General features: G+C 47.8%; 23 protein-coding genes, 1 tRNA gene, 1 other RNA gene and 1 pseudogene. 14 read left to right on the forward strand and 12 right to left on the reverse strand.

Features of this window, described 5'->3' with window-relative positions; all coding sequences use genetic code 11:
• The first annotated feature begins 164 nt into the window (after positions 1-164).
• Together GCE9029_RS02985 and GCE9029_RS02990 are read left to right on the forward strand one after the other, a co-directional pair.
• Positions 165-255, forward strand: a tRNA-Ser gene (locus GCE9029_RS02985).
• Positions 256-301: 46 nt separating this feature from the next.
• A non-coding RNA gene (locus GCE9029_RS02990) (RtT sRNA) lies at positions 302-447 on the forward strand.
• Between the two features lie 75 nt (positions 448-522).
• Here the strand turns inward: GCE9029_RS02990 and GCE9029_RS02995 are convergent.
• From GCE9029_RS02995 to GCE9029_RS03010, 4 genes are all read right to left on the reverse strand, one after another.
• A complete protein-coding gene (locus GCE9029_RS02995) occupies positions 523-1,575 on the reverse strand; it encodes an alcohol dehydrogenase family protein (RefSeq protein WP_062660959.1) in 1,053 nt (350 codons plus the stop codon).
• Positions 1,575-2,093, reverse strand: coding sequence for a TetR/AcrR family transcriptional regulator (locus tag GCE9029_RS03000; protein ID WP_062660960.1), 519 nt, complete (start codon positions 2,091-2,093; stop codon positions 1,575-1,577). The genes GCE9029_RS02995 and GCE9029_RS03000 overlap by 1 nt, the downstream gene beginning before the upstream one ends.
• Before the next feature lie 146 nt (positions 2,094-2,239).
• Positions 2,240-3,010: a helix-turn-helix transcriptional regulator gene (locus GCE9029_RS03005; RefSeq protein WP_062660961.1), complete on the reverse strand. Its 771-nt coding sequence runs from the start codon at positions 3,008-3,010 to the stop codon at positions 2,240-2,242.
• Positions 3,011-3,017: 7 nt separating this feature from the next.
• Entirely contained in the window at positions 3,018-3,548 is a 531-nt protein-coding gene (locus tag GCE9029_RS03010) for a YbhB/YbcL family Raf kinase inhibitor-like protein (protein ID WP_062660962.1), read from the reverse strand.
• Positions 3,549-4,140: 592 nt separating this feature from the next.
• Here GCE9029_RS03010 and GCE9029_RS03015 point away from each other — a divergent pair.
• Both GCE9029_RS03015 and GCE9029_RS03020 read left to right on the forward strand, forming a co-directional pair.
• Entirely contained in the window at positions 4,141-5,979 is a 1,839-nt protein-coding gene (locus GCE9029_RS03015) for a hypothetical protein (protein WP_062660963.1), read from the forward strand.
• Positions 5,980-6,373: 394 nt separating this feature from the next.
• Positions 6,374-7,471 (forward strand): 2OG-Fe(II) oxygenase, encoded by a 1,098-nt coding sequence (locus tag GCE9029_RS03020; protein WP_062660964.1) that lies wholly within the window; start codon positions 6,374-6,376, stop codon positions 7,469-7,471.
• A 25-nt stretch (positions 7,472-7,496) separates the two neighbouring features.
• On the opposite strand, the gene corA is transcribed toward GCE9029_RS03020, so the two are convergent.
• From corA to GCE9029_RS03030, 3 genes and pseudogenes are all read right to left on the reverse strand, one after another.
• Complete coding sequence (gene corA, locus GCE9029_RS03025) at positions 7,497-8,453, reverse strand: magnesium/cobalt transporter CorA (protein WP_062660965.1); 957 nt, start codon at positions 8,451-8,453, stop codon at positions 7,497-7,499.
• A 207-nt stretch (positions 8,454-8,660) separates the two neighbouring features.
• On the reverse strand, positions 8,661-8,906 hold the full coding sequence (locus tag GCE9029_RS26715; protein ID WP_231870072.1) for a ribosomal protein L7/L12: 246 nt from the start codon (positions 8,904-8,906) through the stop codon (positions 8,661-8,663).
• Positions 8,889-9,644: pseudogene (locus GCE9029_RS03030) on the reverse strand (transporter substrate-binding domain-containing protein); the annotation flags it as partial. The pseudogene GCE9029_RS03030 and the gene GCE9029_RS26715, both read right to left, overlap by 18 nt.
• 332 nt (positions 9,645-9,976) lie before the next feature.
• Between GCE9029_RS03030 and GCE9029_RS03035 the strand changes: the two are divergent.
• Positions 9,977-10,267: a hypothetical protein gene (locus tag GCE9029_RS03035; RefSeq protein WP_062660967.1), complete on the forward strand. Its 291-nt coding sequence runs from the start codon at positions 9,977-9,979 to the stop codon at positions 10,265-10,267.
• 20 nt (positions 10,268-10,287) lie between these two features.
• Here the strand turns inward: GCE9029_RS03035 and GCE9029_RS03040 are convergent, their stop codons facing one another.
• Complete coding sequence (locus GCE9029_RS03040; RefSeq protein WP_062660968.1) at positions 10,288-10,770, reverse strand: Lrp/AsnC family transcriptional regulator; 483 nt, start codon at positions 10,768-10,770, stop codon at positions 10,288-10,290.
• Positions 10,771-10,907: 137 nt separating this feature from the next.
• Between GCE9029_RS03040 and GCE9029_RS03045 the strand changes: the two genes are divergently transcribed.
• From GCE9029_RS03045 to GCE9029_RS03075, 7 genes are all read left to right on the forward strand, one after another.
• Entirely contained in the window at positions 10,908-11,504 is a 597-nt protein-coding gene (locus GCE9029_RS03045; RefSeq protein WP_062660969.1) for an OsmC family protein, read from the forward strand.
• Positions 11,505-11,678: 174 nt separating this feature from the next.
• A complete protein-coding gene (locus GCE9029_RS03050) occupies positions 11,679-13,316 on the forward strand; it encodes an eCIS core domain-containing protein (protein WP_062660970.1) in 1,638 nt (545 codons plus the stop codon).
• 473 nt (positions 13,317-13,789) lie between these two features.
• Positions 13,790-14,815: a calcium-binding protein gene (locus tag GCE9029_RS03055; RefSeq protein ID WP_062660971.1), complete on the forward strand. Its 1,026-nt coding sequence runs from the start codon at positions 13,790-13,792 to the stop codon at positions 14,813-14,815.
• A 234-nt stretch (positions 14,816-15,049) separates the two neighbouring features.
• Positions 15,050-15,667 carry a Crp/Fnr family transcriptional regulator gene (locus GCE9029_RS03060; RefSeq protein WP_231870023.1) on the forward strand — a complete coding sequence of 206 codons (618 nt, stop codon included), beginning with the start codon at positions 15,050-15,052 and terminating at the stop codon, positions 15,665-15,667.
• A 101-nt stretch (positions 15,668-15,768) separates the two neighbouring features.
• On the forward strand, positions 15,769-16,395 hold the full coding sequence (locus tag GCE9029_RS03065) for a nitroreductase family protein (RefSeq protein WP_062660973.1): 627 nt from the start codon (positions 15,769-15,771) through the stop codon (positions 16,393-16,395).
• Positions 16,392-16,862 carry a DMT family transporter gene (locus GCE9029_RS03070; protein WP_062660974.1) on the forward strand — a complete coding sequence of 157 codons (471 nt, stop codon included), beginning with the start codon at positions 16,392-16,394 and terminating at the stop codon, positions 16,860-16,862. The genes GCE9029_RS03065 and GCE9029_RS03070 overlap by 4 nt, the downstream gene beginning before the upstream one ends.
• Positions 16,859-17,548 (forward strand): GNAT family N-acetyltransferase, encoded by a 690-nt coding sequence (locus GCE9029_RS03075; protein WP_062660975.1) that lies wholly within the window; start codon positions 16,859-16,861, stop codon positions 17,546-17,548. The genes GCE9029_RS03070 and GCE9029_RS03075 overlap by 4 nt, the downstream gene beginning before the upstream one ends.
• A 56-nt stretch (positions 17,549-17,604) precedes the next feature.
• On the opposite strand, the gene gnd is transcribed toward GCE9029_RS03075, so the two are convergent.
• The 4 genes from gnd to GCE9029_RS03095 form a co-directional block, all read right to left on the reverse strand.
• Entirely contained in the window at positions 17,605-19,053 is a 1,449-nt protein-coding gene (gene gnd, locus GCE9029_RS03080) for a decarboxylating NADP(+)-dependent phosphogluconate dehydrogenase (RefSeq protein ID WP_002541637.1), read from the reverse strand.
• Between the two features lie 13 nt (positions 19,054-19,066).
• Positions 19,067-19,786, reverse strand: a complete 720-nt coding sequence (gene pgl, locus GCE9029_RS03085) for a 6-phosphogluconolactonase (RefSeq protein ID WP_062660976.1) — start codon at positions 19,784-19,786, stop codon at positions 19,067-19,069.
• A gap of 1 nt (position 19,787) precedes the next feature.
• Positions 19,788-21,284: a glucose-6-phosphate dehydrogenase gene (gene zwf / locus GCE9029_RS03090; protein ID WP_062660977.1), complete on the reverse strand. Its 1,497-nt coding sequence runs from the start codon at positions 21,282-21,284 to the stop codon at positions 19,788-19,790.
• Between the two features lie 203 nt (positions 21,285-21,487).
• Entirely contained in the window at positions 21,488-22,738 is a 1,251-nt protein-coding gene (locus tag GCE9029_RS03095; protein WP_062660978.1) for a hypothetical protein, read from the reverse strand.
• Between the two features lie 381 nt (positions 22,739-23,119).
• On the opposite strand from GCE9029_RS03095, the gene GCE9029_RS03100 reads away from it, so the two are divergent.
• On the forward strand, positions 23,120-23,746 hold the full coding sequence (locus GCE9029_RS03100) for a glycine-rich domain-containing protein (RefSeq protein ID WP_062660979.1): 627 nt from the start codon (positions 23,120-23,122) through the stop codon (positions 23,744-23,746).
• Between the two features lie 200 nt (positions 23,747-23,946).
• Positions 23,947-25,107 carry a CHRD domain-containing protein gene (locus GCE9029_RS03105; RefSeq protein WP_062660980.1) on the forward strand — a complete coding sequence of 387 codons (1,161 nt, stop codon included), beginning with the start codon at positions 23,947-23,949 and terminating at the stop codon, positions 25,105-25,107.
• Positions 25,108-25,113 lie beyond the last annotated feature (6 nt).

Here is a 25,113-nt window from a genome sequence, read left to right on the forward strand (position 1 = left end):
TAAAATAAGGCAAATATCGAGGCGTTTCGTGAGTGTTTCTTAAGATTGCGCTTGCTACCGCACAGAATAGGAGCAGATCGATTTCAAAAGCATCAATCGAACTTTGTGAGTGAAGAAAGGTGTTTACAGCGTTCCGAACTGCCAGTAGTATTCGCCGCACTTACGGAGAGATGGCTGAGTGGTTGAAAGCACCGGTCTTGAAAACCGGCATACGTTAATAGCGTATCTAGGGTTCAAATCCCTATCTCTCCGCCAAATTAGATTAAGCCCGCTAGAAATAGCGGGCTTTTTCGTACTTGGAATAAACCTGTGGAGATAGGGATGCAGAACCCTAGACTCTAGGTTCAGCCGAGCGAAGCGAGACAACGTTGCCCGGCGAAGCCGAGCAGGCAACGGCCCGAAGGGCAAGGGAGCTTGCGACCGAGTAAATCCCGCTATTCTTTGCTTCTGGCTCCGCCAAATTTGATTAAGCCCGCTCACTGAGCGGGCTTTTTTGCATCTATTGGGGGACGTTTCAGTGCATCAATCAGAAACGGTCAGAACTAATTTGCCGACATATCCCTTTTGCAGGAAAGATTCTTGGGCTTTGTTGATGTCTTTGAGCGGGTATGTGCCGGCGACCAATGGCTTGATAGCGCCTGATTCAATGAGTTTTACCAGGTTCCCAAACACTTCTGGTTCCAAAACAGTGCAGCCGTAAAAGCTAAGATCTTTGAGATACAAAGTTCTCACGTCAAGTTCGACGAGAGGTCCACCAATAGCCCCTGAAACCGCGTACCTGCCACCTGGGCGCAATACCGTTAGAAAATCGGGCCATGCTGTCCCGGCAACAAGGTCGATGACTACATCTATGCTGTTCTCACCCAATACTGCTACCAGATTCTGCTCCCTAAAAATGACTTCATCGGCACCAAGTTCACGTAACTGTGCTTCTTTGGAAGAACTGGTAATTGCGATGACTTTGGCTCCCCGGGCTTTAACCAGCTGAACGGCAGCAGAACCAACACCTCCAGAGGCACCCGATATGAGCACAGTGTCGTTTTCTGAAACGCGGGATCGGGTCAGCATGTTTTCTGCTGTGGAGTAGGAACAAGGGAATGAGGCAAGTTCAGCGTGCGACAAATTGCTTTGAATACCGTAGGCATGGCGTGCAGAAATCACGGTGTATTCGGCAAAACCGCCGTCGCATTCAGAGCCGAGAAACCAAGGTTGGGTGAGCGCTTCGCTATTGCCTTCTTGGATGCAGGGCTCCAACAATACGCGCTCGCCGATTCTGTCAGGAGAAACGTTTTCGCCTACGGCGACGATAGTGCCACATACATCAATGCCTTGAATGCGGGGGAACTGGAGAGCGTTGCCAGACCAGCTAGCATCTTCGCTGTCATTGTCGCCCTTGGAGTACCAGCCTACTCGGGTGTTGATATCAGTGTTGTTCACGCCTGCCGCATGTACTTTGATTAATACATCATTGGCTGATGGTGCTGGAAGCTTGACGTCTTCACGGTACTGAAGCATTTCAGGTCCGCCGTGATCCATCAAATGAACGGCTGCCATGGAAGTGGGTAGGTTCGACATTACAGTTTCTCCTGAAGCAAAGTATTGGCGGTTTTTTCTGCGTCTAGAATCGCTTGGCTTCCAATGACAGGCCAAGCGTTTGACACACCTTCGTGTAGCAAGAACAGAGGGGTAGCGAGAGATTGAATGCTGGATGCTTCTGCCAGTAACTGTCGTACATCCTCTTTGTGATCTTTCACTGCATTGCGGATCAGCGCATTATCCGGGAACGCAGAAAGTGCGTTGAGCGACATACAGCCGTGTGGGGCGTAATCGCGCATCCAAATCTCGAGTTTTTGAAATATATGGGAAACAGACCCAATCGCATCAGACGGCATATCTTCACGTAGGAAAGCGAGATAACGTCGATGGCGGTAATTCAGTGCGCCAACGATCATCGCCTCTTTAGAGGGATAGTACCTGTAGAGTGTGCGAAGACTGACACCGCTCGCTATTTTTAGCTGTGCCACGCTTGGTTCAGCAAAACCTTGCTGACTGAAAGCCTGTTCAAGTTTTTCTGCAATTTGATCTTCGAGCATATTTGGCCAAGTAGAATGACTGTTCTACCTCTATGGTAGAGCGAACGTTCTACTCATGTCAATGGTGAGTATCTAGTGCTTTTCCCATTGGAGTTAAATCAAGGGGAGAGCGTATATCGCTGGTAGAACAGGTTGAAACTTACAGGCTAAAGGGTTCGAACATATTCCTTGGGAGACAGACCAAATACTTCCTTAAAGCGATGGGAAAATCGCGCTTCAGATTGATAGCCACATGCCAGCGCTACGTTGAGCTGTGAACGGGATTTCTGCATCAGTGATAAGGCGTAGACCATTCGGACATTGGTAAGAATAGAGCGAAAGGAGGTGTCTTCCGCGGCGAGTTTCCTTTTTAACGTCGCGGGACTCATGGAAAAGTTTGCGGCAATGGCTTCAATGCTATGTGCCTCGCCGGGATTGAGGCTGAGGTAGCTGGCGAGCTTTTCTTTTAGTGAGGTTTCTGCGCCGGGATAGAGCAGGTGCAGTGCCTTGGCCTCTTTCAGCTCTGCATAGAACGCCATCAGGAACTGCTTCTGAGTGGTTTCTGACAGCGCCTTTCCTGCCATTTCATAGAGGGTTTCAAAGCAATAGGCGAGCTGCGGTGTCACTGTGAGCCGCGGTTCTTCAGTGACTGATACTTGCTGCGCTTCGTTTAGCCATTCACGTGGAGGCGGCTCCAGGAAAGTCAGTGTTCTTGAAAAGAAATCGGTTTGTGAAGGCTCATTAACGAAAGTGAGTGAATGGCTGGCTGGAACCACCAACCAATCTTGGGGCGAGTATTGACGAGAGCTGTCGTGCCACCAGAGCTGTTTGAGGCCACGGTTTACCCAGACAATCGTCGGAGCGTACACGAGCACGTTACGTAGTGGCTGTTTTGTAATGCCACGAAACTGGCCTGTTTGCACTAGCGCTCTCGTCATCTTGTTCTTACTCGCTCACATAGGTTGCAGTCAGTGTTGCTTTATCAAGTGCATTTGCATTCAACATGTAGCCAATCAAAGCATTGGATGGGTTTTCTGGCAGAGCCAACTTCTCAGAGGGCAAAGCCCAAACGGTAAATTGATAGCGATGCATACCATGACCTTTTGGCGGACAAGCGCCACCAAATCCAATTGCACCGTAATCGTTCTCCATCTCTCGTACTTGCTTCAAATGCCCCGAAGCTCCTTGTTTCACGCTGTTGGTGGAAGAGGGAATATCCAAAGCCACCCAATGCCACCATCCGCTGCCTGTGGGTGCATCCGGGTCATATGCAGTAATCGCAAAACTCTTGGTGCTTTTCGGTGCATCTTTCCAGCTAAGTTGCGGTGAGAGGTTTTCTCCAGTGCAACCAAAACCTTGAAACGCAAAGGTGTCAGCCATTCGCGAGCCTTCCTGAATATCATTGCTCGTTAAGGTGAATGCCTGGCTGTTAAATGCGGCCGCAGCAAGAACTGGAATTAAGACGGTGAATTTCATTTTGGCTCTCCTTTTCATTAAGTGAGAGCCAGAATATCCGCCGATGATAAGAGTAAGTTTACATAAAAGCTCAAAGTCAAACTAGAAACACGTGAATTTGAGCTTTTGAGTTTAATAACTGAGTGTGAACCTGATTGAGTCCAGTCACGATGGCACGAAGGGCTTTGCGAGAGAAAAGGTTCTGCACATCAATCTGCTTTCCTTTCTTCATTGTACTTTGCCGTACTCAAACCAATATCTAGTTTGAATAGGCATAGCTGAATAGTGGGGCTGTTGAGTCAATGCAGATATATCTGTGGCCTATAGGTGTTCACAATAGAAGTCAAACAAAAGGGGTGTTTGCAGAGACCTCAATGGTGGAGTCTCACAAAATAACTTTAAAGAATGTTCTGTATCTTATTTTGCATCTATGTGACAACAGTATGTTTTCTTTATATTTTCAATGAGCCTAACATTTCACATATATGCAAATAGCGGTGTGTCGCATTTGCGAGATCAAAGAGTTACTAAACGTTTTAAGTTCTCAGACACTTTGTTCGATTTTATCAACATTCGTTCGAAAACAATCAAACAATTTTAGTTGAGGACAAGTATGAAACTGCAAAGGACGCTTTTAGCAACTGCAATTGCTATATCACTAGCCGCTTGTGGCAGTGACTCTTCATCATCTTCTGACAGTGGTTCTACTACAGAGCCGACGACAACCAGTCTAAGTGGTAAAGCTGCAGACGGATATCTACAAGATGCTCTGGTATGTTTAGATATCAATTTGAACAAAGCATGTGATAGCGACGAACCATCCGCGACTACAGATGAAAATGGTGCTTTCTCACTAGAAGCTACTAAAACTCAAATAGACTCGGCTCCACTTCTCGTAGAAGTGATTGCGGGCCAGACAATTGACTCAGATAACCCGGGTGTAGCGCTCAACAAAGGCTATACGCTGACCGCTCCTGCAGCATCAGATTTTATCAGTCCAATTACCACTCTAATTCAAAATGAAATTGAAAAAGGTGCGACGTTAGAAGAGTCCGTTGTCCTCGTGAAAGCTCAATTAGGGACCGATGCAGACATTACTTCAGATTATATTGAAGGTAAGAGTTCAGATACCCAACAAGCTGAGTTTGAGCGACTCCATAAAGTTGCACAGGTTACTGCTCGAGTTATTGCCACTAAGCTGGATGAGTTGAAAAACGATGCCACAAATAATGGTGTATCAAACGCTGATCTGATCAATGTAATCAACGAAGAAGTGAGTAAAGTTGTTTCTGATATTGTCAATGATGTTTCCAATGTAGTGGGTGATTTTGACCCTGATGCAGTAGCGAATACATCCAAAGATAAAGTGGATCTGTCAGGTAGCAACATCAAAGATAAAGTTGATGACAATAACGCTGACCGTAACAAGATTTCGGCAAGCATCAAACAGCTAGTTGAAACGGAAGGTCTCGCTTGGTTTGCAGGTAACTCTCCTGAAGGTGGCACACCAACTCTCGAATATGGAGAAATCGAAGTTGATGGCCAGGGAAATGTTGTTGAAACCATGTATAAGTCTAACGATGATTTGAGCGCATTTGTGGCTCAAGTCGCTGAACAGACAACCTTGTTGATGTTGACATCTGCGGGCTGGCAGCTTGCTGATGGCACAATTGTTGATATCACATCCGTGTCTGATGGCGTTGATAAACTGGTGACACAATCTGCTGATTTATCAGAAATTGTGGCAACTAAGAAAGTTGATGTATCTGGGTTTCTCGTTAAAAACGTGATGAGTAAAACTGCGGATAACGGTGTTTGGTCAAACTTTATTGCCGAAGATACAAAATTCCCAGACGGGACATTCGCCTACGAACTGTCAGTCACTCCGGCTGTAGCAGGTTACTTTACTGTTTATCCAGGGACCTGGTGTGGAGAAAACACAGTAGGTGGTATGTGTAATTCACTTTCCCTGGAAAACGGAAATGGTCCATCTACACCGCTCGAAACTCTCGACTCATTAGTTAAGCAAGCACCTGATGGTACAGCGACAAATACGACTCTTATGGGTGGTTTGGCTATTGGTGAATATGGTGGTGGACTCGTTACAGAGGTCTTAGCCGACGGCACAGTAAATTATTACACTTGGGACTATGCGATGGCATTTTCCGATGTGATAGGGACTGGTACTTGGAAAGACACCACAATACTTGGAAAAGTTGTTAGAGAAATAACTGCACCTACTGAAGTGTTGAATCATCCAGACCTTACTTGGAGTAACTTCGACAGAGCTAAAGGCAATGCCTACCTGACAGAAGTTGATGGCTATGTACGTCTCGCTGCCTCGACATCTACTGAAGCATCAAAAGAGTATGTTTTGGGTAAAGAGTCGGTACAAATGGTAATTGAAAGCATTAACTATCAAGCTCCAGCGCCCGCTCCGGTTGAAAACTAAAATAAGTTATGCGTTTGTAAATGGGAAGCGCCTCATCTCGGGGCGCTTTTTTTAGACTTCGTTGCTCGTCTTCTTTTTAAAAAGTGCTTTCATAGTTGGTAGACGAGGTCAGCACCCTCCTAGTTCAGGCCTAGTACTCTCAAGATCTTTCTGGCAAAACATCCGAAACGCTGAATGCACAAGCAAATGTGAAAACGCATAGCGTGGTGAGGTTGTTAAAGTGATTGAGAACTAAATCTGCGTACCCAGTACATTTCTTCATAAAAGCAGTTTCTTTTTCATCTCAATCACGAGATGAACTTGGAATCGAATTCCTCATATCCTTGAGCACAAGTATGTGTTGGCGCAGCTGATTACAAATTGGCTTTGAATTAGTTACTTGGAGCAAAAAACAATGAACAAACCAAGGATTGGCGAACCAGCTCCGTGGTTTGAGTGTCAATCACCTAAGAATCCCAGGTTTCGGTTTCACACCATCGCAGGCCGTTATATCGTCCTGAGTTTTCTAGGCTCAGTGAGAATGGAAGAAACGCGAAAAACGGTGGATGCTTTCTTTACGTTTGAAGACACGTTTTCTGCGCTTTCCTACGGATTTCTCGGTGTGACGAGCGACCCCCGCGATGGTTCAGAAGCGCTTTTTGAAGACCATACATTTGCGATGTATCTCCTGCAGGATTTCGATATGTCTGTGGCTGCCAAGTTTGGTGCGCTTGATGAAGCGGGTAGAGTTAAGGCGCAAACTTTCATCTTGGATGAACGTTTGCGTGTTGTCGCTAATATTGCCATCACTTCCAAGAGCTATGGTGAAACCCACTTATCCAAAGTGCTCGAAGTCCTGTCGTCGCTACCACCCATTAAGAAGGGTAGAGTCTCAGATGTTCCAGCGCCTGTACTAATTGTTCCACGCGTATTTGAGCCTGAATTTTGTCAGACGCTTATCAAATATTATGAGGAAAGAGGCGGCAAGCAATCCGGATTTATGCAGGAGCGGGAAGGCAAAACCGTGGAGGTGCATAACCGCGCTCACAAGCATAGAAGCGATGAAACCATTCAGGATGCAGACCTCCGAGCCGCATGCCTGATGAGAATCCGATACCGCTTGCTCCCTGAAATTAAGAAGGCCTTCCAGTTTGATGTCACCCGCATCGAGCGCTACTTGGTGGCTTGTTACGACGGACAAAGCGCAGGGCATTTCAGACCTCATCGCGATAACACGACAAAAGGCACAGCACACCGAAAGTTTGCGGTTTCTATCAACCTGAATACGGGCGAATACGAAGGCGGAGAACTTTGCTTCCCAGAATTCGGTCAGCAAAAGTATGTGGCTCCTGCCGGCGGCGCCTGTGTTTTTTCATGCTCGCTTTTACATGAAGCGAAACCTGTGATTTCTGGCTCCCGATATGCCTTCCTGCCGTTTTTGTATGACGACATCTCGGCAGATATACGCCGCGAAAATCTGCAGTTTTTAGAAAACTCCGAGCCTCAGCAGTAAGCGGAAAAAGATAAAGGGTGGCTTTTCACAGCCACCCCTTCTTCTTGAAGTAAACCAAAGGCGCAACCCCGGAAGCGATCATCAAAGCGATCGCGAAAGGGAAGCCGTATTTCCACTCCAGTTCCGGCATAAAGTGAAAGTTCATCCCGTAGATGCTGGCGACCACTGTCGGGGGCAGGAAAACAACGGCGGCAATCGAGAAGATCTTGATGATCTGGTTTTGCTCGATGTTGATAAAACCCTGTGTTGAGTCCATCAGGAAGTTGATCTTGTCGAACAGAAACGTTGTGTGAGACATCAAAGCATCGATATCTCTGCCGATTTCGTGAAGGGTTTCGCGGTGCTCATTACGGCTTTGTAAATGACGTAGCAGGAAAGAAATCGCGCGCTGGTTATCCATCAAACACAAACGTACCTTTCCGTTACTGTCTTCCAACTTTGCTAGCTGCTCGATGCTTTCTTCCAAGTCAGAATCGTCGTCTTCGAGCACAGCATGGCTGACTTTTTCTAACTCGCGATGTAGGTCTTCCAGCGTATCTGCATGGTTTTCGACTTTCTGCTCAAGCAAAGTCACCAGCAGAGTTTCCACGTCTTTGCAGCGTACCTGACGGCGACGGGCGCGCAGCCTTAACAAACGGAAATCGGCAACATCGCCATCTCGTATTGTAATCAATCTTTCACTTTGCAAGATGCAGGCGACCGTAACAGTCGTATGTCTTCCTTCGCTTTTGGAGAGGAACAGGGAGTGAACATGCAAACCGCTTTTATCCGTGAAGTAACGGGCGGAGGTTTCAATCTCTTCCACATCGTCGGACTCAGGTAAATCAATTCGCAGTAGAGAACTGACTAATTCGCGTTCAGTGTCGGTGGGGTCGTGTGCGTCTATCCACTTTGCCTGCCCGACTAACTGTTTGAGATCAGCACCTTCGCCTATCGGTATTTCAGTTATCGCGCCAGATTCAATGGTAAACAAACGCAGCATAGTGACCCCTTAGCAATGCAGTGAACAGGAGAGAGAATAGCGGTGCTGTGTTTTAATTTTGTGTTCAGAACCCGCTGAGATTCAAGGTGGACTGTGGCTATTGGCGCTTACGTCACAGGAGGAAGACAGTTTAAATTGGCTTTTGTCTAGTTCTTGCTGTGTGGAGCAAAGCTGACTGAAGAGCCAGCCTTGCTTATTGGTGAGAGTTTATTGAACGGGTTTAACTTCGATAGTAGCGCCAGCTGCTTCCAGCGCTTTCTCTAGCGCTTCAGCTTCGGCCTTTGGCAGCTTTTCCCTCAGCACAGCAGGGAGGTTTTCTACTACGGATTTAGATTCAATCAGACTCAGGCCCGTTGCGTCCTTCACTGCCTGAATGATGTCGACTTTCTTTCCATCAGCGGCTGTCAGTACCACATTGAATTTTTGCTCTGCGATAAGCTGGTTTTTCTGCATGAGTTGCTTGTCGATGCCTTTGAGCTTCATTTCATCAATGGCGAAGTTGACGGCGTTCAACAGACCCTGTTCACGTTTAGGAATGAGATAGCCAAACTGACTGCGCGTGAAGGGTTCTTCACAACGTGCCGCTTCCAGTTTGTCGTTTGTGACTTCGTAGAAAAGCCCTTCAGGGGTTTCAGTCACCATGACATCCACGTCACCTGCAACGACGGCTTTTGGCACATCCAGATTGTTTTCAAACTTGGTAAAACTCGCATTAGGTAAGTTCTTATCAGCAAACTTCTCGTTAGTGCCGCCAATGTTCACGCCGACGCGAACAGAAGACAGGTTCACTTTTTCCAGCGAGTCATATTTTCCGGCATTGCCTTTCGCGACGAGGAAACACTTACCAAAAACCATGTAACCTTGAGTTTGTTCAGCGTTCAGCTGGCGTTGCATCCGGCGGGTAATACCGCCCATGGCAATGTCGTACTTGTCTTCTTTCAAGCCATCAAGTAGGCCTTTCCAGGTTGTCGATACAAACTCTACTTTTACGCCGAGTTGGTCTCCCAAATATTGTGCGACATCGATGTCATAGCCTGAGTAGTTTTGGCCATCATGGAAAGAGAAAGGTTTGTAATCGCCGGTGGTGCCTACGCGAATGACGCCAGCTTCGAGGATATCGTCCAGTTGATCTGCGACTGCAAAGCTGGAAAGGGTCAGAGCCACTGACGCGATGATGTGTGATGCTTTCATAGTGATACGTCTTTTTTGGTTATTGGACGTTCTAATCTAGCAATCCCTTCAAAACGATAGGGTCTAACTATTGAGGATGTAACGCTTTTGCTTTTTGAAATAACCAGCCCATAAACAAAGTGTCAAGAATTCAAAAGCAAAGCGTACAGCAGTAGAAATGAGCTTGAGCATCGCCATGCTCGCGCTCTGGGCTTAAAAAAGGCGGGCGGCTTTGTACTTATTGAGAGCTATTGATTGGCTTTTAGTGTTAACAACGTGGTTTAAAAATGGAACGCTGGTTAGTTGTTTTATTTGATACCTTGAATGTGAGTATTAGGAAAAGGACTTCATAAATGAAAAGTACCATTGGTTTAGTGATGATGTTGGTTGCGATGGGAGCGTTCTTTATCAGTGCCTTTTTGGCGGATTCTGTGCTGATGGGTATCTCTATTATTTTGTTTTTGTTCGGTCTGATTTTCCATTTTGTCTACAACAGATCTGCAGAGGTCGATGACTGTGATACATCAATACATATTGAAGTTCTCACTGAAAGAGCTGAATTGCATGTTGAAGATGAGTGGAAGAAACGTGACAAGATGAAAGGCTCTGATGCCTTCTCTGCGCCGGATGATTCGCATCACTAGCTTGCTATTCCTATACTCGATCAACCTTTCTTAACCGGCTGCGGCAAATTGATCGGCAACGCGGTGGTGTGCTTCACTTCATCCAGCACAAACAGGGTTTGTGCCTCTCTCACTTCCGGAAAGCTTCTCAGTGTTTTTAACACAAAATGCGAGAGCTCTTTGTTGGTTCTGGCAACAACTTTCATCAGATGGTCGTAGGGGCCGGAAAGGGAATAGCACTCCAGGATCAGCGGGTGATCTTTCACTGCTGATTTAAACAAATCAAACGCCGCCTCGCTTTTCTGGTCGATGCTGACCTGAACAAAAGCCGTCACACCAAATCCTGCTTCTTCGGCATCAAGCATTGCGCCATAGCTTTTAATCACACCAGAATCTTCGAGGCTTTTTGTGCGTCGTAGGCAAGTTGATTCTGACATGTCAGTGGCTTTGGCGAGTTCCACAATCGTCATGCGCCCGTTGTCTTGAAGCTGTGAGAGTATCTTTTTGTCTTGATTGGAGAGCATGACGATTTCCTTCACTATGATGTTGTTAATTGAATGATAACACCATAAAACATCGTCTCAAGGATGACTTTGACGGCATTCTCCACCTGTTATTGGGTAAGATTTAATGAGCCTCTAGCGCGTATTAGGAGAATACAATGTCGAACGAAAAGTTCTTTCACGTTGGCGAATTGAGCAGTGAACAGCCCGCGACCACGCAATACCAACAATCCACATTCTCGAAAGCCCGTCATCCGGAACCGTATCGCTTTGAAGTGAACTTAAGCGCTGAGGCAGGAGACATGCAGAAAAAGACGGGGGTGGTTTCCGTCAATATTCCGGGATTCAGTCCGGTAAAGCTCTATTGCGATGAACAGCCGCCTGTCGGTAATGACACGGCGCCACCACCGCTGGCATTCTTTTCAGCGGGTATCGGCTTTTGTTTGATGACTCACCTGACGGACATTCTCACTGCCCGCAAAATTCAGGTAGCTTCTTTAAAGCTTGAACAACGCATTGTGTTCAGAACTAACCTCGGTCATATGCGTGAGCATGGTTATATGACTGATGGTGGATGCGACATTGTCGAAACGCACGTGATTATCGACAGTCCTGAGCCGGAAGAGAGAATTAAAGATCTGCTGGATGAAGCTGAAAATGGCTGCATGGCGCATTTTGCCTTGAGAAATCCTATCCCTTGGTCGACCCGACTGGTCTATAACGGTAAAGAGGCAATCAGCCGTTCGGGCGAGTAGATATTGAAGCCGACATGTTTGAAGCTGTAGCTGATGCTGCGGCTTTTTTACGTTAGGTGAGTCTTTTGAAAAACTGTCTGGGCTTCTCGTCGCGATGAAGTATGCAATACGAGACAGTGAGTAATTGCAAAATAACTAAGCTTTTTAGGTACTGAGCGACTTAAAGAGCTGGTTATGTTCACACTTCAGCAGCGCGAAAATGCCCCCAATTTAGCGCACGATGGGTCTAATACATTCTCTCATCTTCCTTCGGTTTCAAGAACGATTCCTACTGCCCGTAGGCTTCAAGCCAAGCTGACTATCGGCGACAGCCATGACGCTTTCGAGCAAGAGGCTGACCGGGTCGCTGATAATGTTGTCCGTTCGTCAGCTTTCTCGAGCGGAGCTTGTTCCTGTGGGGGCTCGTGTCCGAAATGTCAGCGCGCTTCGGGTGTTTCTCCTTTGCTTCTCAGGAAAGGCGTGGGGAATGCCACTTCAAACGGCAATGTGCCAGATATTGTTCATCGTACTTTAAGCCGTTCGGGCCAGCCTTTGGATAGTCAAACCCGCGCCTATATGGAGCCGAGGTTCGGTGCGGATTTTAGCCAGGTGAGGATTCATACTGACAGTGAAGCTGCCGCTTCTGCCAAGCGTATCCAAGCGCGCGCATACACAGTGGGACATCAGGTCGTTTTTGGTGAAGGACAGTACAGACCTGACTTAGCCTCTGGTAGGCGGTTAATGGCACACGAACTGACACACGTTATCCAGCAAATGGGGTCAAACGCCCACGTTATTCAAAGGGCAGAGACGGATACAGCAACGAACTGCGCTGGGCTGACAGACTGTGAAACAGACGTTGATACGAAAGTGAATAGCTCTCTCAGAAGTGCGCGGGCGGTGTCCGGCAGACCACTTAGCGCTGCTGTCGTTGTAAGGGAGCTGGCTAACGATATCGCGGTAGATCAAGCCCCCGGGAGAACGGCGATTGAGCTATGGGCCGATACCTTACCGGCTTCAAAGCAAGCCCTCCCGGCTCAAGGTGCGACGAAATACAAGGGTGTGAGCTTTGGAATTTGGTCCAACCCTTTGTTTCCTATTCTTAACCCGACAATGAAAGTACATGGTATTTGCATAGGGAGCGATAAGTTAGGGCATTTCTTTCAACAAGGTCTGACGTACTTTCAAACGGAGACAGCAAGGAGTACGGCCGATGCCGAGGAACAGAGCGAGAGAACCGAAGGGGGAGGTTTTGGACTGGAGACAACGGGTGTGTATTCCAATGCAGACCAGGAAGCTAATCGGAAAGGAGGGCAGTTCTATAAAGATTTAGTGGCGAACCCTGCGATGACTTTTGCCATTTCAAATTACATTAACAGCAACTGGAATGAAGAAAGTAACCCTAACTTTTACGAGCAAAGTGTTGGCGAGCAGGTTTGGTCAAACTTGTTGACTGGCTCTTGGTCTGGAACCTCGACGAGCCTTCTACCCCCTTTGTCTATCTCTAATGGCACTGTATTTATGGACTTTAGCTCGGCAAGTGGGGGCAGGGTGAGTGGAACAATACAAGACGGTGTAGGCCCCATTATGAACAGCGGTTCTTTCTCTGGCACGTTGGCATTGAGTACGAAAAAAGTTCGCGGACAGTCATTGCTTGGCTTCGATACGACACCAGATGCGGTGACGGGTGTTGAAATACGCTTTAACTGGGCGCTAGGAAGTGATTCTGGCAAAGGGCTATTGGTGTCGAACGACGAACACAATCTGACGGGTACATGGGGAAATGGCTCTTCAGAAGTAGATCGAGGTCTCATCCATCTCACCAAGCCTTAGTCTGACTTTCTGGTCTTTTCCAGAGTCTGACAGAGGAATCACAACATTTCGCCCAGCCAAGACGGTAAGGTGTAAGGAGAAACTCAGCGTTCCTACTAATGAATTGTAAAGTATGATTTTTTATGCCATTTAAAACACCGAAAATTTGGTACGCCTCCGTGTTATGCAATTTGTTGTGTTTCTTGTGTGGCTATTTGGTCAGTCTGCAATGTCAATTTATTTACATAAAAATCAATTAATTAAATGTCGCATTAATCACCAAGCTTTCAATAGGTTGCCGTTTATTAGCCTGTGTCTAGATTGTTTTACTTAGTACTTTTTTCCTTTTGCACTGTCAGATTCCTGTCAATGACCTCCTGATGATTCATTAGTGAGAACTAATGGAGTGGTTCCTCTGGTTTAATTGGGTTGTCGATGCCGCTGTTTCGCATCGTCAGCAAATCATTTGGATAACTAGGACCGAGGGAAGAAACATGGCAACAATAGTGGGCACAAATGACAGTGAGACCTTAGACGGAACAGACTCTAATGACTGCATCTACGCGTATGATGGCGATGACACCATCAATACCGGAGACGGCGTAGATTATGTCTATGCAGGCAATGGTAATGATGTGGTATTCGGTGGCGCACATAGCGATATCGTTTATGGCGGCTGGGGCAATGACAACATATATGGTTACGGCGGCAACGACTATCTCTTCGGTGAAGGCGGTAATGACCGCATAAAAGGGGGCGACGGTGACGACTGCATTAATGGCGGCACGGGAGACGATATCCTCTTCGGTGACAACGGCAACGACTACATGGTCGGTGGTGATGGCAACGACAATATGTACGGTGGCGAAGGTCACGACAAGCTCTACGGCGGCGAAGGTGATGATCACATTCAAGGCGGTGGTGGCAACGACTTCATCGATGGCGGGAACGGTAACGACTACATCTGGGGCTTAGAAGACGATGATGTCATCTATGGCGGTTGTGGTGACGATATTGCCTTCGGTCAAGGCGGTAACGACTACATCAAAGGTGGTTACGGTGACGACATGCTGTTCGGGCAGGGCGGTAACGACAAGCTAATCGGCGGCTGTGGTAACGACAAACTCGAAGGTGGTGATGGCTGTGACAAGCTCTATGGCGAGCACGGCAATGACGACCTTTGGGCGGGTGCGGGTGACGATTGCCTGTTTGGCGGCAGTGGCAATGACATTCTTGCTGCTTCTGCAGGTAATGACCACCTCTGGGGTGGTAGCGGTAAAGACCTGTTTTTCTTCAATGAAAACTACGGCACCAATACAATTTGGGACTTCTGCTATTGGCAGGATACGATTCAGATTGATGATGGGCTGGCAACTTCTGTCTCTGAGATTAATGTGTCAGTGAACTCACACGGCACAACACTTGGCTTCTCTGATGGCACAGAAGTACTGCTCAAAAGCTGGTACCACGGCCTGAATCATGTTGATTTGGACTTTGTCAGCGGCCTGTATGACGTTTAACGTACTTTTAGGCACTGATTGAACTGGCTGTTCATTTAACGGCTTTTCAATCGTTAAGGCTCTGAGATTGCATCTCAGGGCCTTTTGTTTTTCAGCGTCATGTTAACCCTTCCGCAGAAACACGGCCTTTTTGTCAATCCGGGTTTCACTCACCGAGTCTTTTCTATATTAATTCTTTGGATAAGCTGGCTCACTTCAAGCGTTCTTAACTGCGCGTACGTTGCCGAAAAGAAAATGAATAAGGATATTCTTATGCTCCCTTCGTTCGAACACTTACAAGAGACGGTGCGCCGCTATGATGCGATTGATGAAGCTTCAATGCAGGCGCTCATGGCCAGCTGCAAGGTGACAAACATTGGCAGAGGAGTAACGCTTTACGATATCGCGCAAACTCCCACGCATTTTGCTTTTCTTCACCGAGGTCTGATGCGTGCATTTTTGCTGGACGAAGAGGGGAACGAATACAACAAGAATTTCTTCGATGAAGGCAGGTTTCCTGGTTGCATGAGCGCGCTGCTTCTGCGAGAGCCTAGCCGGATTGCCATTCAGGCTTTGGAGCCTTGTGAACTGGTCGAAATCGACTTTCAACAGTTTCGTGCCGCGCTGTTTACGCATCCGGATTTAATGCGCTTTCATATTCACTATTTGGAGAAGCACTGGCTATTGGAAAAGGAACCAAAGGAAATCAGTTATCTTGAGCATGAAGCTAAAGACAGATATCAGGCGTTTCTAACCGACTTCCCTGCAATCGCTCCCAGATTGCCTCAATACCACATCGCTAGTTACCTCGGCATTACTCCCACTCAGCTGAGCCGGATTAGAAAACAAATTTACTATACCCAATCGACCTGAATCCAGCATCTTCAGGTTGTGTGGGTATAAATCAACATATGTAAAGGCGTCAGCTTTCGGCATTGCGTAATCTCTCTCCATCAACGCAAGGAGAGACAGAGATGAACGTACTAGAAGCATTGAATTGGCGCTACGCCGTAAACCAGTTTTCAGAACAGACACTCAACCAGGAAGCTATCGATGGCCTTATCGAAAGTGTTCGTTTAGCCCCTTCTTCATACGGCGTTCAACCGTTTAAATTGCTGGTGATTGAAAATCCAGCGCTGAAACATGCTTGCTTAGCGCAAAGTTATGGCCAGCAGAAAGTCGCTGATAATTCTCACCTTCTGGTTCTGGCACACAAGACCGCGCTCAATGAGGCAGACATTGAAGACTTCATTGAACAGCTAGCTGCCAACCAGAACCGTCCAGCGTCAGACTTACGCGCTTATCAAGATCAAATTGCCAGCAGCTTGCTGGGACTTAGCCAACCACAACAGGCCGCGTGGGCCGCACAGCAATGCTTTATCGCATTGGGAACATTGGTCAGCCATGCTGCCGTTGAACAGATTGATGCCTGCCCGATGACGGGGTTTGATTCAGCAGGGCTCAACGAAGTGTTGGGGCTGGATAAGCAAGGGCTCAACGCTGTGATTATTTGTCCTGTTGGCGTGCGTTCGGAGACTGACCGCACAGCAAACCGCCCCAAGTTTCGTTTGTCCCGCGACCAACTGGTAGAAACGTTATGAGCAGCTTAACGCTAATGGCACTTGCCGCCGGTGGCTGCATTGCCATTCAGGCGGCGATGAATGCGCAATTGGGTCAAATGCTCGGTAACAGCTGGCTCGCAACCAGCTATGCCTTCCTGACCAGTTTTGTCCTTGTGAGCCTCGCTGTTGCGGCGCTTTACAACGCGGGTGGGATTTCGGCCTCAAACACAGGTCTGGATTGGGAAAGGCTGACCCAAATCCCTTGGTATCTCTGGTTGTCCTGTGTATTCAGTGTGATAGGTGTGGGAAGCTTGTATTTTCTTATTCCTAAAATGGGGGTAGGGGACCTGATGAGTTACTCGCTGGCAGGGCAAATCATTATTGCCATGTTGCTGAGTCACTTTGGCGCATTCGACAGCCCAATCAAATCTATCTCAGCGATCAAACTATTCGGTGCAGCATTGCTGGTGCTGGGTATTGTATTAATCAATAAGGACTTTTCATGAACGCTGCTTTGCAAGCCAACCTCGATAATTTGAATCTCTACTGGCAGGCGCTGGGTGCTAAGCAGGAAGGGGAACTGTTTGTTCATCCCAGCTGGCCCAATAAGCGCTGGAACCCCGGCTTGAGCCTTCATGGTGTGAGTTTCTCTTCGGGGCAAAGAGCATCTACGGTAGATGAGTTGGATGAAAAATGTCTTCAAGTGCTTAGCGATCAGCACGGCCTAACGTTGTCAGTGGCGATGCAATTGGTGGTAATGACTTACGAATTACCGCAAGACGCAGAGTTTGAATTCGGAAAAGAGATTGAGCGGGTATCGACGGAAGAGCAAGTCAATGACTGGACCGTTGCCTGTTCAAAGGCTTTCAACTATTTGATTGATGAAGCGGTGATTCAGCACCTTAACGCCGACAACAACAGCCATATTTTTGCGCTGTACAAAGAAGGCGAAATCGCGGGCACTGTGATTCTCTACCAAACGGGAAACACCTTGGGTATTCATCAACTGGGGACACTGAGGGAGTTCAGGAAGATGGGTGTGGCCTCTTCGCTGATGCAACACAGTCTGGCACTGGCTAAGGAACTCGGCTGCGAATATGTCACTCTTCAGGCATCCAAAGCGGGACTGCCACTTTATGAACAATTGGGTTTTCAGCAACTCGCGATGTTAACCAGCGTGCTGGCGGAGTAACCGCCAGAAAAGAAAAAGGAGCCATTCGGCTCCTTTTTGTGTTCCAGCAACAGGTATTAGCTGTTGTAAGTGGTCGATACGGTGTCGCCGCCTTTACCAGTCCAGTTGGTGTGGAAGAATTCACCACGTGGACGGTCAGTACGCTCATAAGTGTGCGCACCGAAGTAGTCGCGCTGTGCTTGCAGCATGTTCGCTGGCAGGCGAGCAGTCGTGTAACCATCAAGGAAGGTCAGTGCTGAAGACAGGCCTGGTGATGGCAGACCAATTTCGAAGGTCTTCGCCACGACTTTACGCCATGAGCCCATGCAATCTTCCAAGATGTTCTTGAAGTACTCATCAGAGCCCAGGAATTTCAGCTCTGGGTTCGCTTCGTATGCATCGCGGATGTTACCCAGGAACGCACTGCGGATGATACAGCCACCACGCCATAGCAGGGCAACGTTACCGTAGTTCAGATCCCAGTTGTATTGCTCAGACGCTTCGCGGATAAGCATGAAGCCTTGCGCGTAAGAGATGATTTTCGCAGCCAGCAGTGCTTTACGCAGTGCTTCCAGCCAAACTTCGCGGTCGCCTTCTACAGGACCAATTTTGTGTTGGAACAGAGCAGCGGCTTCTTCACGCTCTTCTTTACGTGCAGACAGAGCGCGCGCAAATACAGATTCAGTGATCAGCGTTAGTGGAATACCGAAGTCCAGCGCATTGATGCCTGTCCATTTACCGGTGCCTTTCTGGCCTGCGGTATCAAGGATTTTCTCCAGCACAATGTCGCCGTCCTCGTCGCGGTAGCCCACGATTTCAGCGCTGATTTCCATCAGGTAACTGTCCAGCTCGGTCTTGTTCCATGCAGTCATGGTCGCCTGCATTTCATCGTGGTTCATGCCCAGACCTTCTTTCATGAAGTGGTAAGCTTCACTGATCAGCTGCATGTCGCCGTATTCGATACCGTTGTGAACCATCTTCACGAAGTGGCCTGCACCTTCACGGCCAACCCAGTCACAGCACGCTTCGCCGCTGTCGGTCTTCGCTGAAATCGCTTGGAAGATAGGTTTTACTGCTGGCCAACCCGCTGGGTTACCACCTGGCATGATTGAAGGTCCAAAACGTGCACCTTCTTCGCCGCCTGAAACGCCAGCGCCGATGAATACCAGACCTTTTTCTTCCAGGTCTTTCATGCGACGTGTGCTGTCTGGGTAGTTAGAGTTACCGCCATCGATAATGATGTCGCCTTCGTCCAGCAAAGGAGTCAGAGCGTCGATGAACTGATCAACAACGTCGCCCGCACGTACCATCAGCATCACTTTGCGTGGCTTTTCCAGCTTCTCAACCAGATCTTCCAGTGAGTATGCGCCAATGATGTTGGTGCCTTTTGCTGCGCCTTCAAGGAACTCGTCAACTTTTGACGTAGTGCGGTTGTAAGCAACCACTTTGAAGCCGTTGTCGTTCATGTTCAGGATAAGGTTCTGGCCCATTACCGCCAGACCAATTACGCCGATATCGCCTTTCATTTCTATAAACTCCTTACGCCAATGCCTTCGCGGCAGCAGCATCTAAATACCATTCTGTTGTGCCATGTGTTGATTGAATATGCGCTGCCGGATAAGGCAGGTTTGCGTCGGCGTTTTCACCGTGAATCGCTTCAATCATTTCTGCTTTGCCTGCACCCAGTACCAGGTAGCTGATGCGGTCAGCATTATTCAGCAAACATGCACTTTTCGAAACACGCAGCTGTCCTGATTGCGGGTGCGCCGCAACCACAGTGAGTGCAGGTTCATCGTAGTCAGTTTGACCTGGGAAGAGGGACGCAGTGTGGCCGTCGTCGCCCATACCAAGCAAGATCCAGTCAAACGCAGGTAAGCCGTTTTTCTCTGGCACTTCTGTTTTGATTTCGTCAGCCAGTCGCTTAGCTTCCTGTTCTGCATCGTCTTCACCACGAATGCGATGAATGTTCTCAGCAGGGATCTCGATGTGGCTGAATAGCAGGGTGTTGGCTTCGCCGTAGTTGCTTTCAGCATCATCCGGTGCCACGCAGCGCTCGTCACCCCACCAGAAGTGGAGGTTTTGCCATTGAATGCTGGTCGCCCATTCTGGCTGTGCCAGCAGTTTGAACAGTAGCTTCGGTGTGCTGCCACCAGAGAGTGAGATATGAACGGGACGTCCTTGTTCACTCAGGCTTTTCATTGACGACGCAAGTTCTAACACCACGGCGTCTGCATTATCTAAAATGCGGAATTCCTTCATTTCACAGCTCGCAATATTCTGTATTGGTTAGGTTCTTACATGGATAGCGCCACTCGCGTCCATCGCGTTTTAGCAGCTCATCCGCTTTTTCTGGGCCCCAGGTGCCTGCGGCATAACCGAACAGTACATCGGGATCTTCCTTGTAGCGCAGAATTGGCTCAACAAATTCCCAACATGCTTTCACCGCGTCAGAGCGGGCGAAAAGCGTTGAGTCACCTTTTACGGCATCTAACAGCAGGCGCTCGTAGGCGGTCAGAAGCTGTGCTTCTTGCAGGTTCTGGTAGTGGAATTCCATTGAGACTTCTTTGGCCTCAAAACCAGCGCCTGGTTTTTTCAGGCCGAAGCTCATCAGTATGCCTTCATCCGGCTGAATGCGGATGATGAGTTTGTTCTCAGGAGCATTGGCGCCAAACACTGGGTGAGGGGTTTTCTTGAAGTGAATAACCACTTCGGTCACACGTGTTGGCAAGCGCTTTCCTGTGCGCACATAGAAAGGCACGCCATTCCAGCGCCAAGTGTCGACAAACATCTTCAAGCCGATGTATGTCTCGGTACGTGAGTCTTCCGCCACGCCCGGCTCTTCGCGATAGCCTAACAGCTTTTCACCACGAACGTTGGAGCCCGTATACTGACCCAGTACCAGATTGTTCTTCAGATCGTCGTCACTCAGTGGACGGAAGCTTTGCATTACCTTGGTGACTTCATCACGAATGGAGTCAGAGCGGATAGCTGCTGGTGGCTCCATCGCAACCATGCCCAGTACCTGGAGCAGGTGGTTCTGAAGCATGTCGCGTACTGCGCCTGAACCGTCGTAGTAACCGCCGCGACCTTCTACACCCAAGAACTCAGCGCCCGTGATTTCAACGTAATCAATGAAGTTACGGTTCCAAAGAGGCTCAAACATGCCGTTTGAGAAGCGGAATACCAACAGGTTCTGAACCGTCTCTTTACCCAGATAGTGGTCGATGTGGTACAGCTGCTTTTCGTTGAAATTGCGGTGGAGTTTCTTGTCCAGCTCTTCTGCAGATGCAGTGTCATAGCCGAAAGGCTTTTCAACAATCAGGCGTTTCCAGCCGTTGGATTGGTCATGCAGATTGTGGTCTGCCAAACACTCTGGAATGACACCATAAAGGCTTGGCGGCGTCGCCAGATAGTAGAGATTGTTGTTGCCGGTGTGGTGTTTATCGCTCAGTTCGTCCAGGCGGGTAACGAGTTTACTGTATTCGCTGGACTCAGCAGGATTGATAGGAAGGTAGTAAAGGTGTTGGCTAAAACGCGCGAGAACGGCTTCATCCACCTTCTCATTTTCTCTTAAAAACGCGGCGAGTTTTTCGCGGAAAGCGTCGTCAGAGTAGTCTGTGCGGCTAACGCCAAGAATCGTAAAGTTCTCTGGCATCATGCCATTTGCATAAAGATGATAGAGTGCTGGGATCAGCTTGCGCTTAGCAAGATCACCGGACGCACCAAAAATCACAATATTGTTGTTTTCTTTCGCCATTTGGATTTCCCTGCGATGGGCGATTAATCAGTCTCGAATGGAGAAACGTGCCCAAGGTCGTGAGCCCAATAAAATACCAGCATTTTCCTCAAAGAATGATTGTTTCTTCCTATCTTTTTAATAGGTAGTGCCTTCATTGCTTTATTTCTGAGCGATGCTAACAGTTTATGTATGCTTTTGCTTTCATTTGTCCGAAAAGAAAGTCACTCACTGCTCGTGTCCAGAGGCTTGCCGGCTAAATCGAAGTAGACTTGCTTATCGTCAATTTCTCCTACATACATGCCATCCTGATACTTTAGCTTTTCATAGTAAGGAGCAATAAGGATCTCGCCTGCCTTGTTCATCAGCCCTTTGGCCCCCCAGAAAAAGTCACGAGGGTTATTTTCTTCGTCTGAGACAATGAAAAAACCTGGGTGTTCTTTGACTTCATCTACCCGATAATAGCGTTGGAGGTTATCCAGAATACCCTTTGGTAAGGACGCTTCTCCTTCGATTGAAAAAGCCCTTTGGCAGTTTTGAGCAAAGGCGAGGTGTTCAATGAAGGCGTCTGGGGAATAAAAGAAAACAGTCAAATAAACCCCTCCTATATCAAGCTGACAGTAGGAATAAATATTTTCCGGAGCGTCGATGGCTCTGAGCGTTAGCGCTTGAGTATATTTAGCCTTGTCGCTTTTCCCCGCAAAAAGAACTTCCACACCGTCTTCTTGTGCAGTTTCGATGTAACTCTCAAGTAATGCTGAGGCTTCAGACAAGGAAATCGAGAACGTATTATTGAATCCAGCATAGATACTTTCGCCATTCCAGAATCGCCGAGACCCAAACGCATCGACTTCTGTCAAGGTCTTTACATTGACATGCTTATTTTTGTAATCGGTAAGAGATTCATCGAAGTCGATGGTTTGGAGATGAAAAGATTCAGTCTGGATAAGGCTTGCGGCATTTGCGATGACAAGATGTTTGAGTGCTTCCTGGTCTTGATTGTTGTTATTCACAAAACGATAGAGGATCTCATGAACAGCACCGACTGGGAGCTCGTGTTCAGAGCCAAAAAGTGCAGACTTGCCGATTAAGTGTTTTTGACCGTCATATCGATAGGCGACGATATGGGTAACATCCTGACTCTGGTAGATGTAGCTGTATGGGTCATCATGAATGACTGTGCCGCCTTGGCGTACAATTGTTTCCTTCCATTTCGGGAAACTAAAACGATTTTCATCCTTTTCACTAACGATAAAGTCGAGAGGTTGTTCCGAGAATACATAGATGGTGTCTTCATCTAAATTCAGATTCAGCGCCCCCAGTTCCCAGATATAGAATCCACCCAACCACTGCTTGGTAGTCTCTGAAATAGGCACTAACACAGCCATATCTTCGTGAATGATTTTCTTTGTGACGTAGACTTTTTCTGTGGTATCGGGTTGTTCTGAAGCATTTAGGTGTGGCGCAACAAGCATTACACAGACTAGGGCAATTGTGCGATATAAACTTATCATCCTTGATTTCCAACTGACTTCATTATTGGCTTGTGTTGTTTTAAACCACTCTAAAGGCTATCGAAATGAGTTGTTGGTTCGAATCAGAGACTCAGTGGATAAAGCGCTGCTTCAACAAGTATCTGCAAAGAGCACATCAAATTTTCGTTGTTTGATTTAGTTGCAAACCCTCCTAGCGATGTCACTGCCATTGTTATGTTGGAATTCTTACTATCTCTCTCACTCACTATCTTAATTTGTCGCATTTTATGGTGGTTTTTGATTCAACCAGAGTTATGCAAAATCGTTTGTTTTAACTGCATGTTGTTTGAGTTAGCGTGATGAAATTAGAGAGGAGATGATATGGAAATCTGGCTCATAGGAACTGTTCTTGTATTGTTCACAATGTTGCTCGTTCAAGGAGGCAGGCGGCGAAAGGCACAGCGAGTATTTATTGGCACATACCGCTTCAATAAAGCGATCAAAACAAAGGTGCACCAGCATTACCCCCACCTGACGGATGAAAACCTATCTTTAGTCATTGATGGTTTGAAAGAATATTTCTTTCTTTGTCATGAGGGTAATAAACGTATGGTCGCGATGCCTTCACAGGTTGTGGATGTCGCTTGGCATGAGTTCATTTTGTTCACTAGAGAATACAAAGGATTTTGTGACAAAGCATTTGATCGGTTTCTGCACCATACGCCCACCGAAGCGATGGTGACACCAACGATGGCTTTGGACGGTATTAAGCGGGCATGGCGGTTATCTTGCGCTCGTGAAGGTATAAATCCGACGAATCCGTCAAAACTTCCGCTTCTTTTCGACATTGACTCAAGGCTAAATATTGACGATGGCTTTAAGTACTCGCTCGACTGCCAGAAAAGCAACTCAAATACCTACTGTGCCAGTCACATTGGCTGCTCTTCAGGCTGTGGGGGAGGAATTGGTTGCTCAGGTGATGGGGGCGGTTGTGGCGGCGGAGACTGATACCTGATCTTAGCGTTCACCTCTGCAATATACTTTTACAGACCTTTGTCTCGATAACGCGCTTCACATTTCACTCCTGACGATTGACTAACGCTTTGAGGGTCATGGTGCAAAGCGCTGCATCTATCCGAATCCTATTTTCGTCTTCAAAGAACAGGCAAAAAGAAGCCTGATTATTTAGGACAAAAGAGGATTGTAGGATGAAAAAGCTAGTGGTGTTGATGGCAGTGTTTCTGTTGTCAGCGTGTGGATTCGAGGCCACACAAACGTATCATTTAACCTTGAGTGGCAGTCAGGCAGTGCCGCTCAATGATTCAGAGCTTTCGACAAAAGCGCGTGTCCAGCTTGATGAAAAACGCAAAAAGCTTCGGGCTAGACTGTATATCGATGGTATCGAAGACTTCAAGTTTGCCCATATTCACAGCGGTGGAATAGGGGACACCGGTGGTGTGGAATACGCCTTTGAAACGCCGAAAAAGCACAAATGGAAACACGGTGAAAAGCGCTATTTAGTGGTTCGTGAGAACGGCTTAAGCTATGCCGAAGTGGAAGCGCTGAAGAGCGGTGACTGGTACATCAATGTTCACACCGACGAGGTGCCTTCCGGCGAAGTGCGCGCGCAAATTGTGCCGAAGACTATCACTATTCTCTCCTTCAAAGCGGATGGCAGCCAACAGGTGCCGTCGGTAGCGACTGATGCCAGTGGACAAGGGTATCTGGCTTATAACAGCGTCGAAGAAACGCTAAATCTAAGGGTGAATTCGCAGGGCATTGAAGATGCAGTCGCAGCCCATATCCACACTGGTCGCGTTGGCAGCAATGGCGGCGTGCTGGTGGTTCTGGATCAAAACGCGGAGGATCCCAATGTGTGGACGGCGCCTGAGGACACATCATTAAGCGCAGAAATGTTTGAAGACATGCTTTCAGGCGCCTTTTACACTAACTTCCACACACTAGCGAACCCGCCCGGTGAAATCCGTGGGCAGATTTTCTCGCCTGACTATTCCATTTACTCTTTCCCATTGTCGGGCGATCAGGAAGTCCCACCTGTTACGACCGACGCGAGCGGTGATGGTTACGCTTTACTAAATGATGTAAACGGTAACCTGGATTTAAGAGTGGTTACCCAAGGTGTTGAGGATGCAGTGGCGGCACATATCCACCAAGGTGTCGCTGGCACCAACGGCGGCGTTGTGGTTGGTTTGGAACAAAGCGCGGATGACGTTAACGTATGGCAAACGCCAGTAGATACAACATTGACCGACGAACAAAAAGCGATGTTCCAGTCAGGCGGGCATTACGTGAATGTGCATACACCTGCGGTTGGAAGTGGTGAAATTCGAGGGCAGATTGAGCCATAGCTTATA

The sequence above is a fragment of the Grimontia celer genome (assembly GCF_900055185.1).
GTDB lineage: Bacteria > Pseudomonadota > Gammaproteobacteria > Enterobacterales > Vibrionaceae > Enterovibrio > Enterovibrio celer.

Excerpts from the sequence above, each read along its gene's own strand:
- GCE9029_RS02995 (WP_062660959.1), bottom strand. The coding sequence starts at position 1,575 with ATGTCGAACCTACCCACTTCCATGGCAGCCGTTCATTTGATGGATCAC.
- GCE9029_RS03000 (WP_062660960.1), bottom strand. The coding sequence starts at position 2,093 with ATGCTCGAAGATCAAATTGCAGAAAAACTTGAACAGGCTTTCAGTCAG.
- GCE9029_RS03005 (WP_062660961.1), bottom strand. The coding sequence starts at position 3,010 with ATGACGAGAGCGCTAGTGCAAACAGGCCAGTTTCGTGGCATTACAAAA.
- GCE9029_RS03010 (WP_062660962.1), bottom strand. The coding sequence starts at position 3,548 with ATGAAATTCACCGTCTTAATTCCAGTTCTTGCTGCGGCCGCATTTAAC.
- GCE9029_RS03015 (WP_062660963.1), top strand. The coding sequence starts at position 4,141 with ATGAAACTGCAAAGGACGCTTTTAGCAACTGCAATTGCTATATCACTA.
- GCE9029_RS03020 (WP_062660964.1), top strand. The coding sequence starts at position 6,374 with ATGAACAAACCAAGGATTGGCGAACCAGCTCCGTGGTTTGAGTGTCAA.
- corA (WP_062660965.1), bottom strand. The coding sequence starts at position 8,453 with ATGCTGCGTTTGTTTACCATTGAATCTGGCGCGATAACTGAAATACCG.
- GCE9029_RS26715 (WP_231870072.1), bottom strand. The coding sequence starts at position 8,906 with ATGCAGAAAAACCAGCTTATCGCAGAGCAAAAATTCAATGTGGTACTG.
- GCE9029_RS03035 (WP_062660967.1), top strand. The coding sequence starts at position 9,977 with ATGAAAAGTACCATTGGTTTAGTGATGATGTTGGTTGCGATGGGAGCG.
- GCE9029_RS03040 (WP_062660968.1), bottom strand. The coding sequence starts at position 10,770 with ATGCTCTCCAATCAAGACAAAAAGATACTCTCACAGCTTCAAGACAAC.
- GCE9029_RS03045 (WP_062660969.1), top strand. The coding sequence starts at position 10,908 with ATGTCGAACGAAAAGTTCTTTCACGTTGGCGAATTGAGCAGTGAACAG.
- GCE9029_RS03050 (WP_062660970.1), top strand. The coding sequence starts at position 11,679 with ATGTTCACACTTCAGCAGCGCGAAAATGCCCCCAATTTAGCGCACGAT.
- GCE9029_RS03055 (WP_062660971.1), top strand. The coding sequence starts at position 13,790 with ATGGCAACAATAGTGGGCACAAATGACAGTGAGACCTTAGACGGAACA.
- GCE9029_RS03060 (WP_231870023.1), top strand. The coding sequence starts at position 15,050 with ATGAATAAGGATATTCTTATGCTCCCTTCGTTCGAACACTTACAAGAG.
- GCE9029_RS03065 (WP_062660973.1), top strand. The coding sequence starts at position 15,769 with ATGAACGTACTAGAAGCATTGAATTGGCGCTACGCCGTAAACCAGTTT.
- GCE9029_RS03070 (WP_062660974.1), top strand. The coding sequence starts at position 16,392 with ATGAGCAGCTTAACGCTAATGGCACTTGCCGCCGGTGGCTGCATTGCC.
- GCE9029_RS03075 (WP_062660975.1), top strand. The coding sequence starts at position 16,859 with ATGAACGCTGCTTTGCAAGCCAACCTCGATAATTTGAATCTCTACTGG.
- gnd (WP_002541637.1), bottom strand. The coding sequence starts at position 19,053 with ATGAAAGGCGATATCGGCGTAATTGGTCTGGCGGTAATGGGCCAGAAC.
- pgl (WP_062660976.1), bottom strand. The coding sequence starts at position 19,786 with ATGAAGGAATTCCGCATTTTAGATAATGCAGACGCCGTGGTGTTAGAA.
- zwf (WP_062660977.1), bottom strand. The coding sequence starts at position 21,284 with ATGGCGAAAGAAAACAACAATATTGTGATTTTTGGTGCGTCCGGTGAT.
- GCE9029_RS03095 (WP_062660978.1), bottom strand. The coding sequence starts at position 22,738 with ATGCTTGTTGCGCCACACCTAAATGCTTCAGAACAACCCGATACCACA.
- GCE9029_RS03100 (WP_062660979.1), top strand. The coding sequence starts at position 23,120 with ATGGAAATCTGGCTCATAGGAACTGTTCTTGTATTGTTCACAATGTTG.
- GCE9029_RS03105 (WP_062660980.1), top strand. The coding sequence starts at position 23,947 with ATGAAAAAGCTAGTGGTGTTGATGGCAGTGTTTCTGTTGTCAGCGTGT.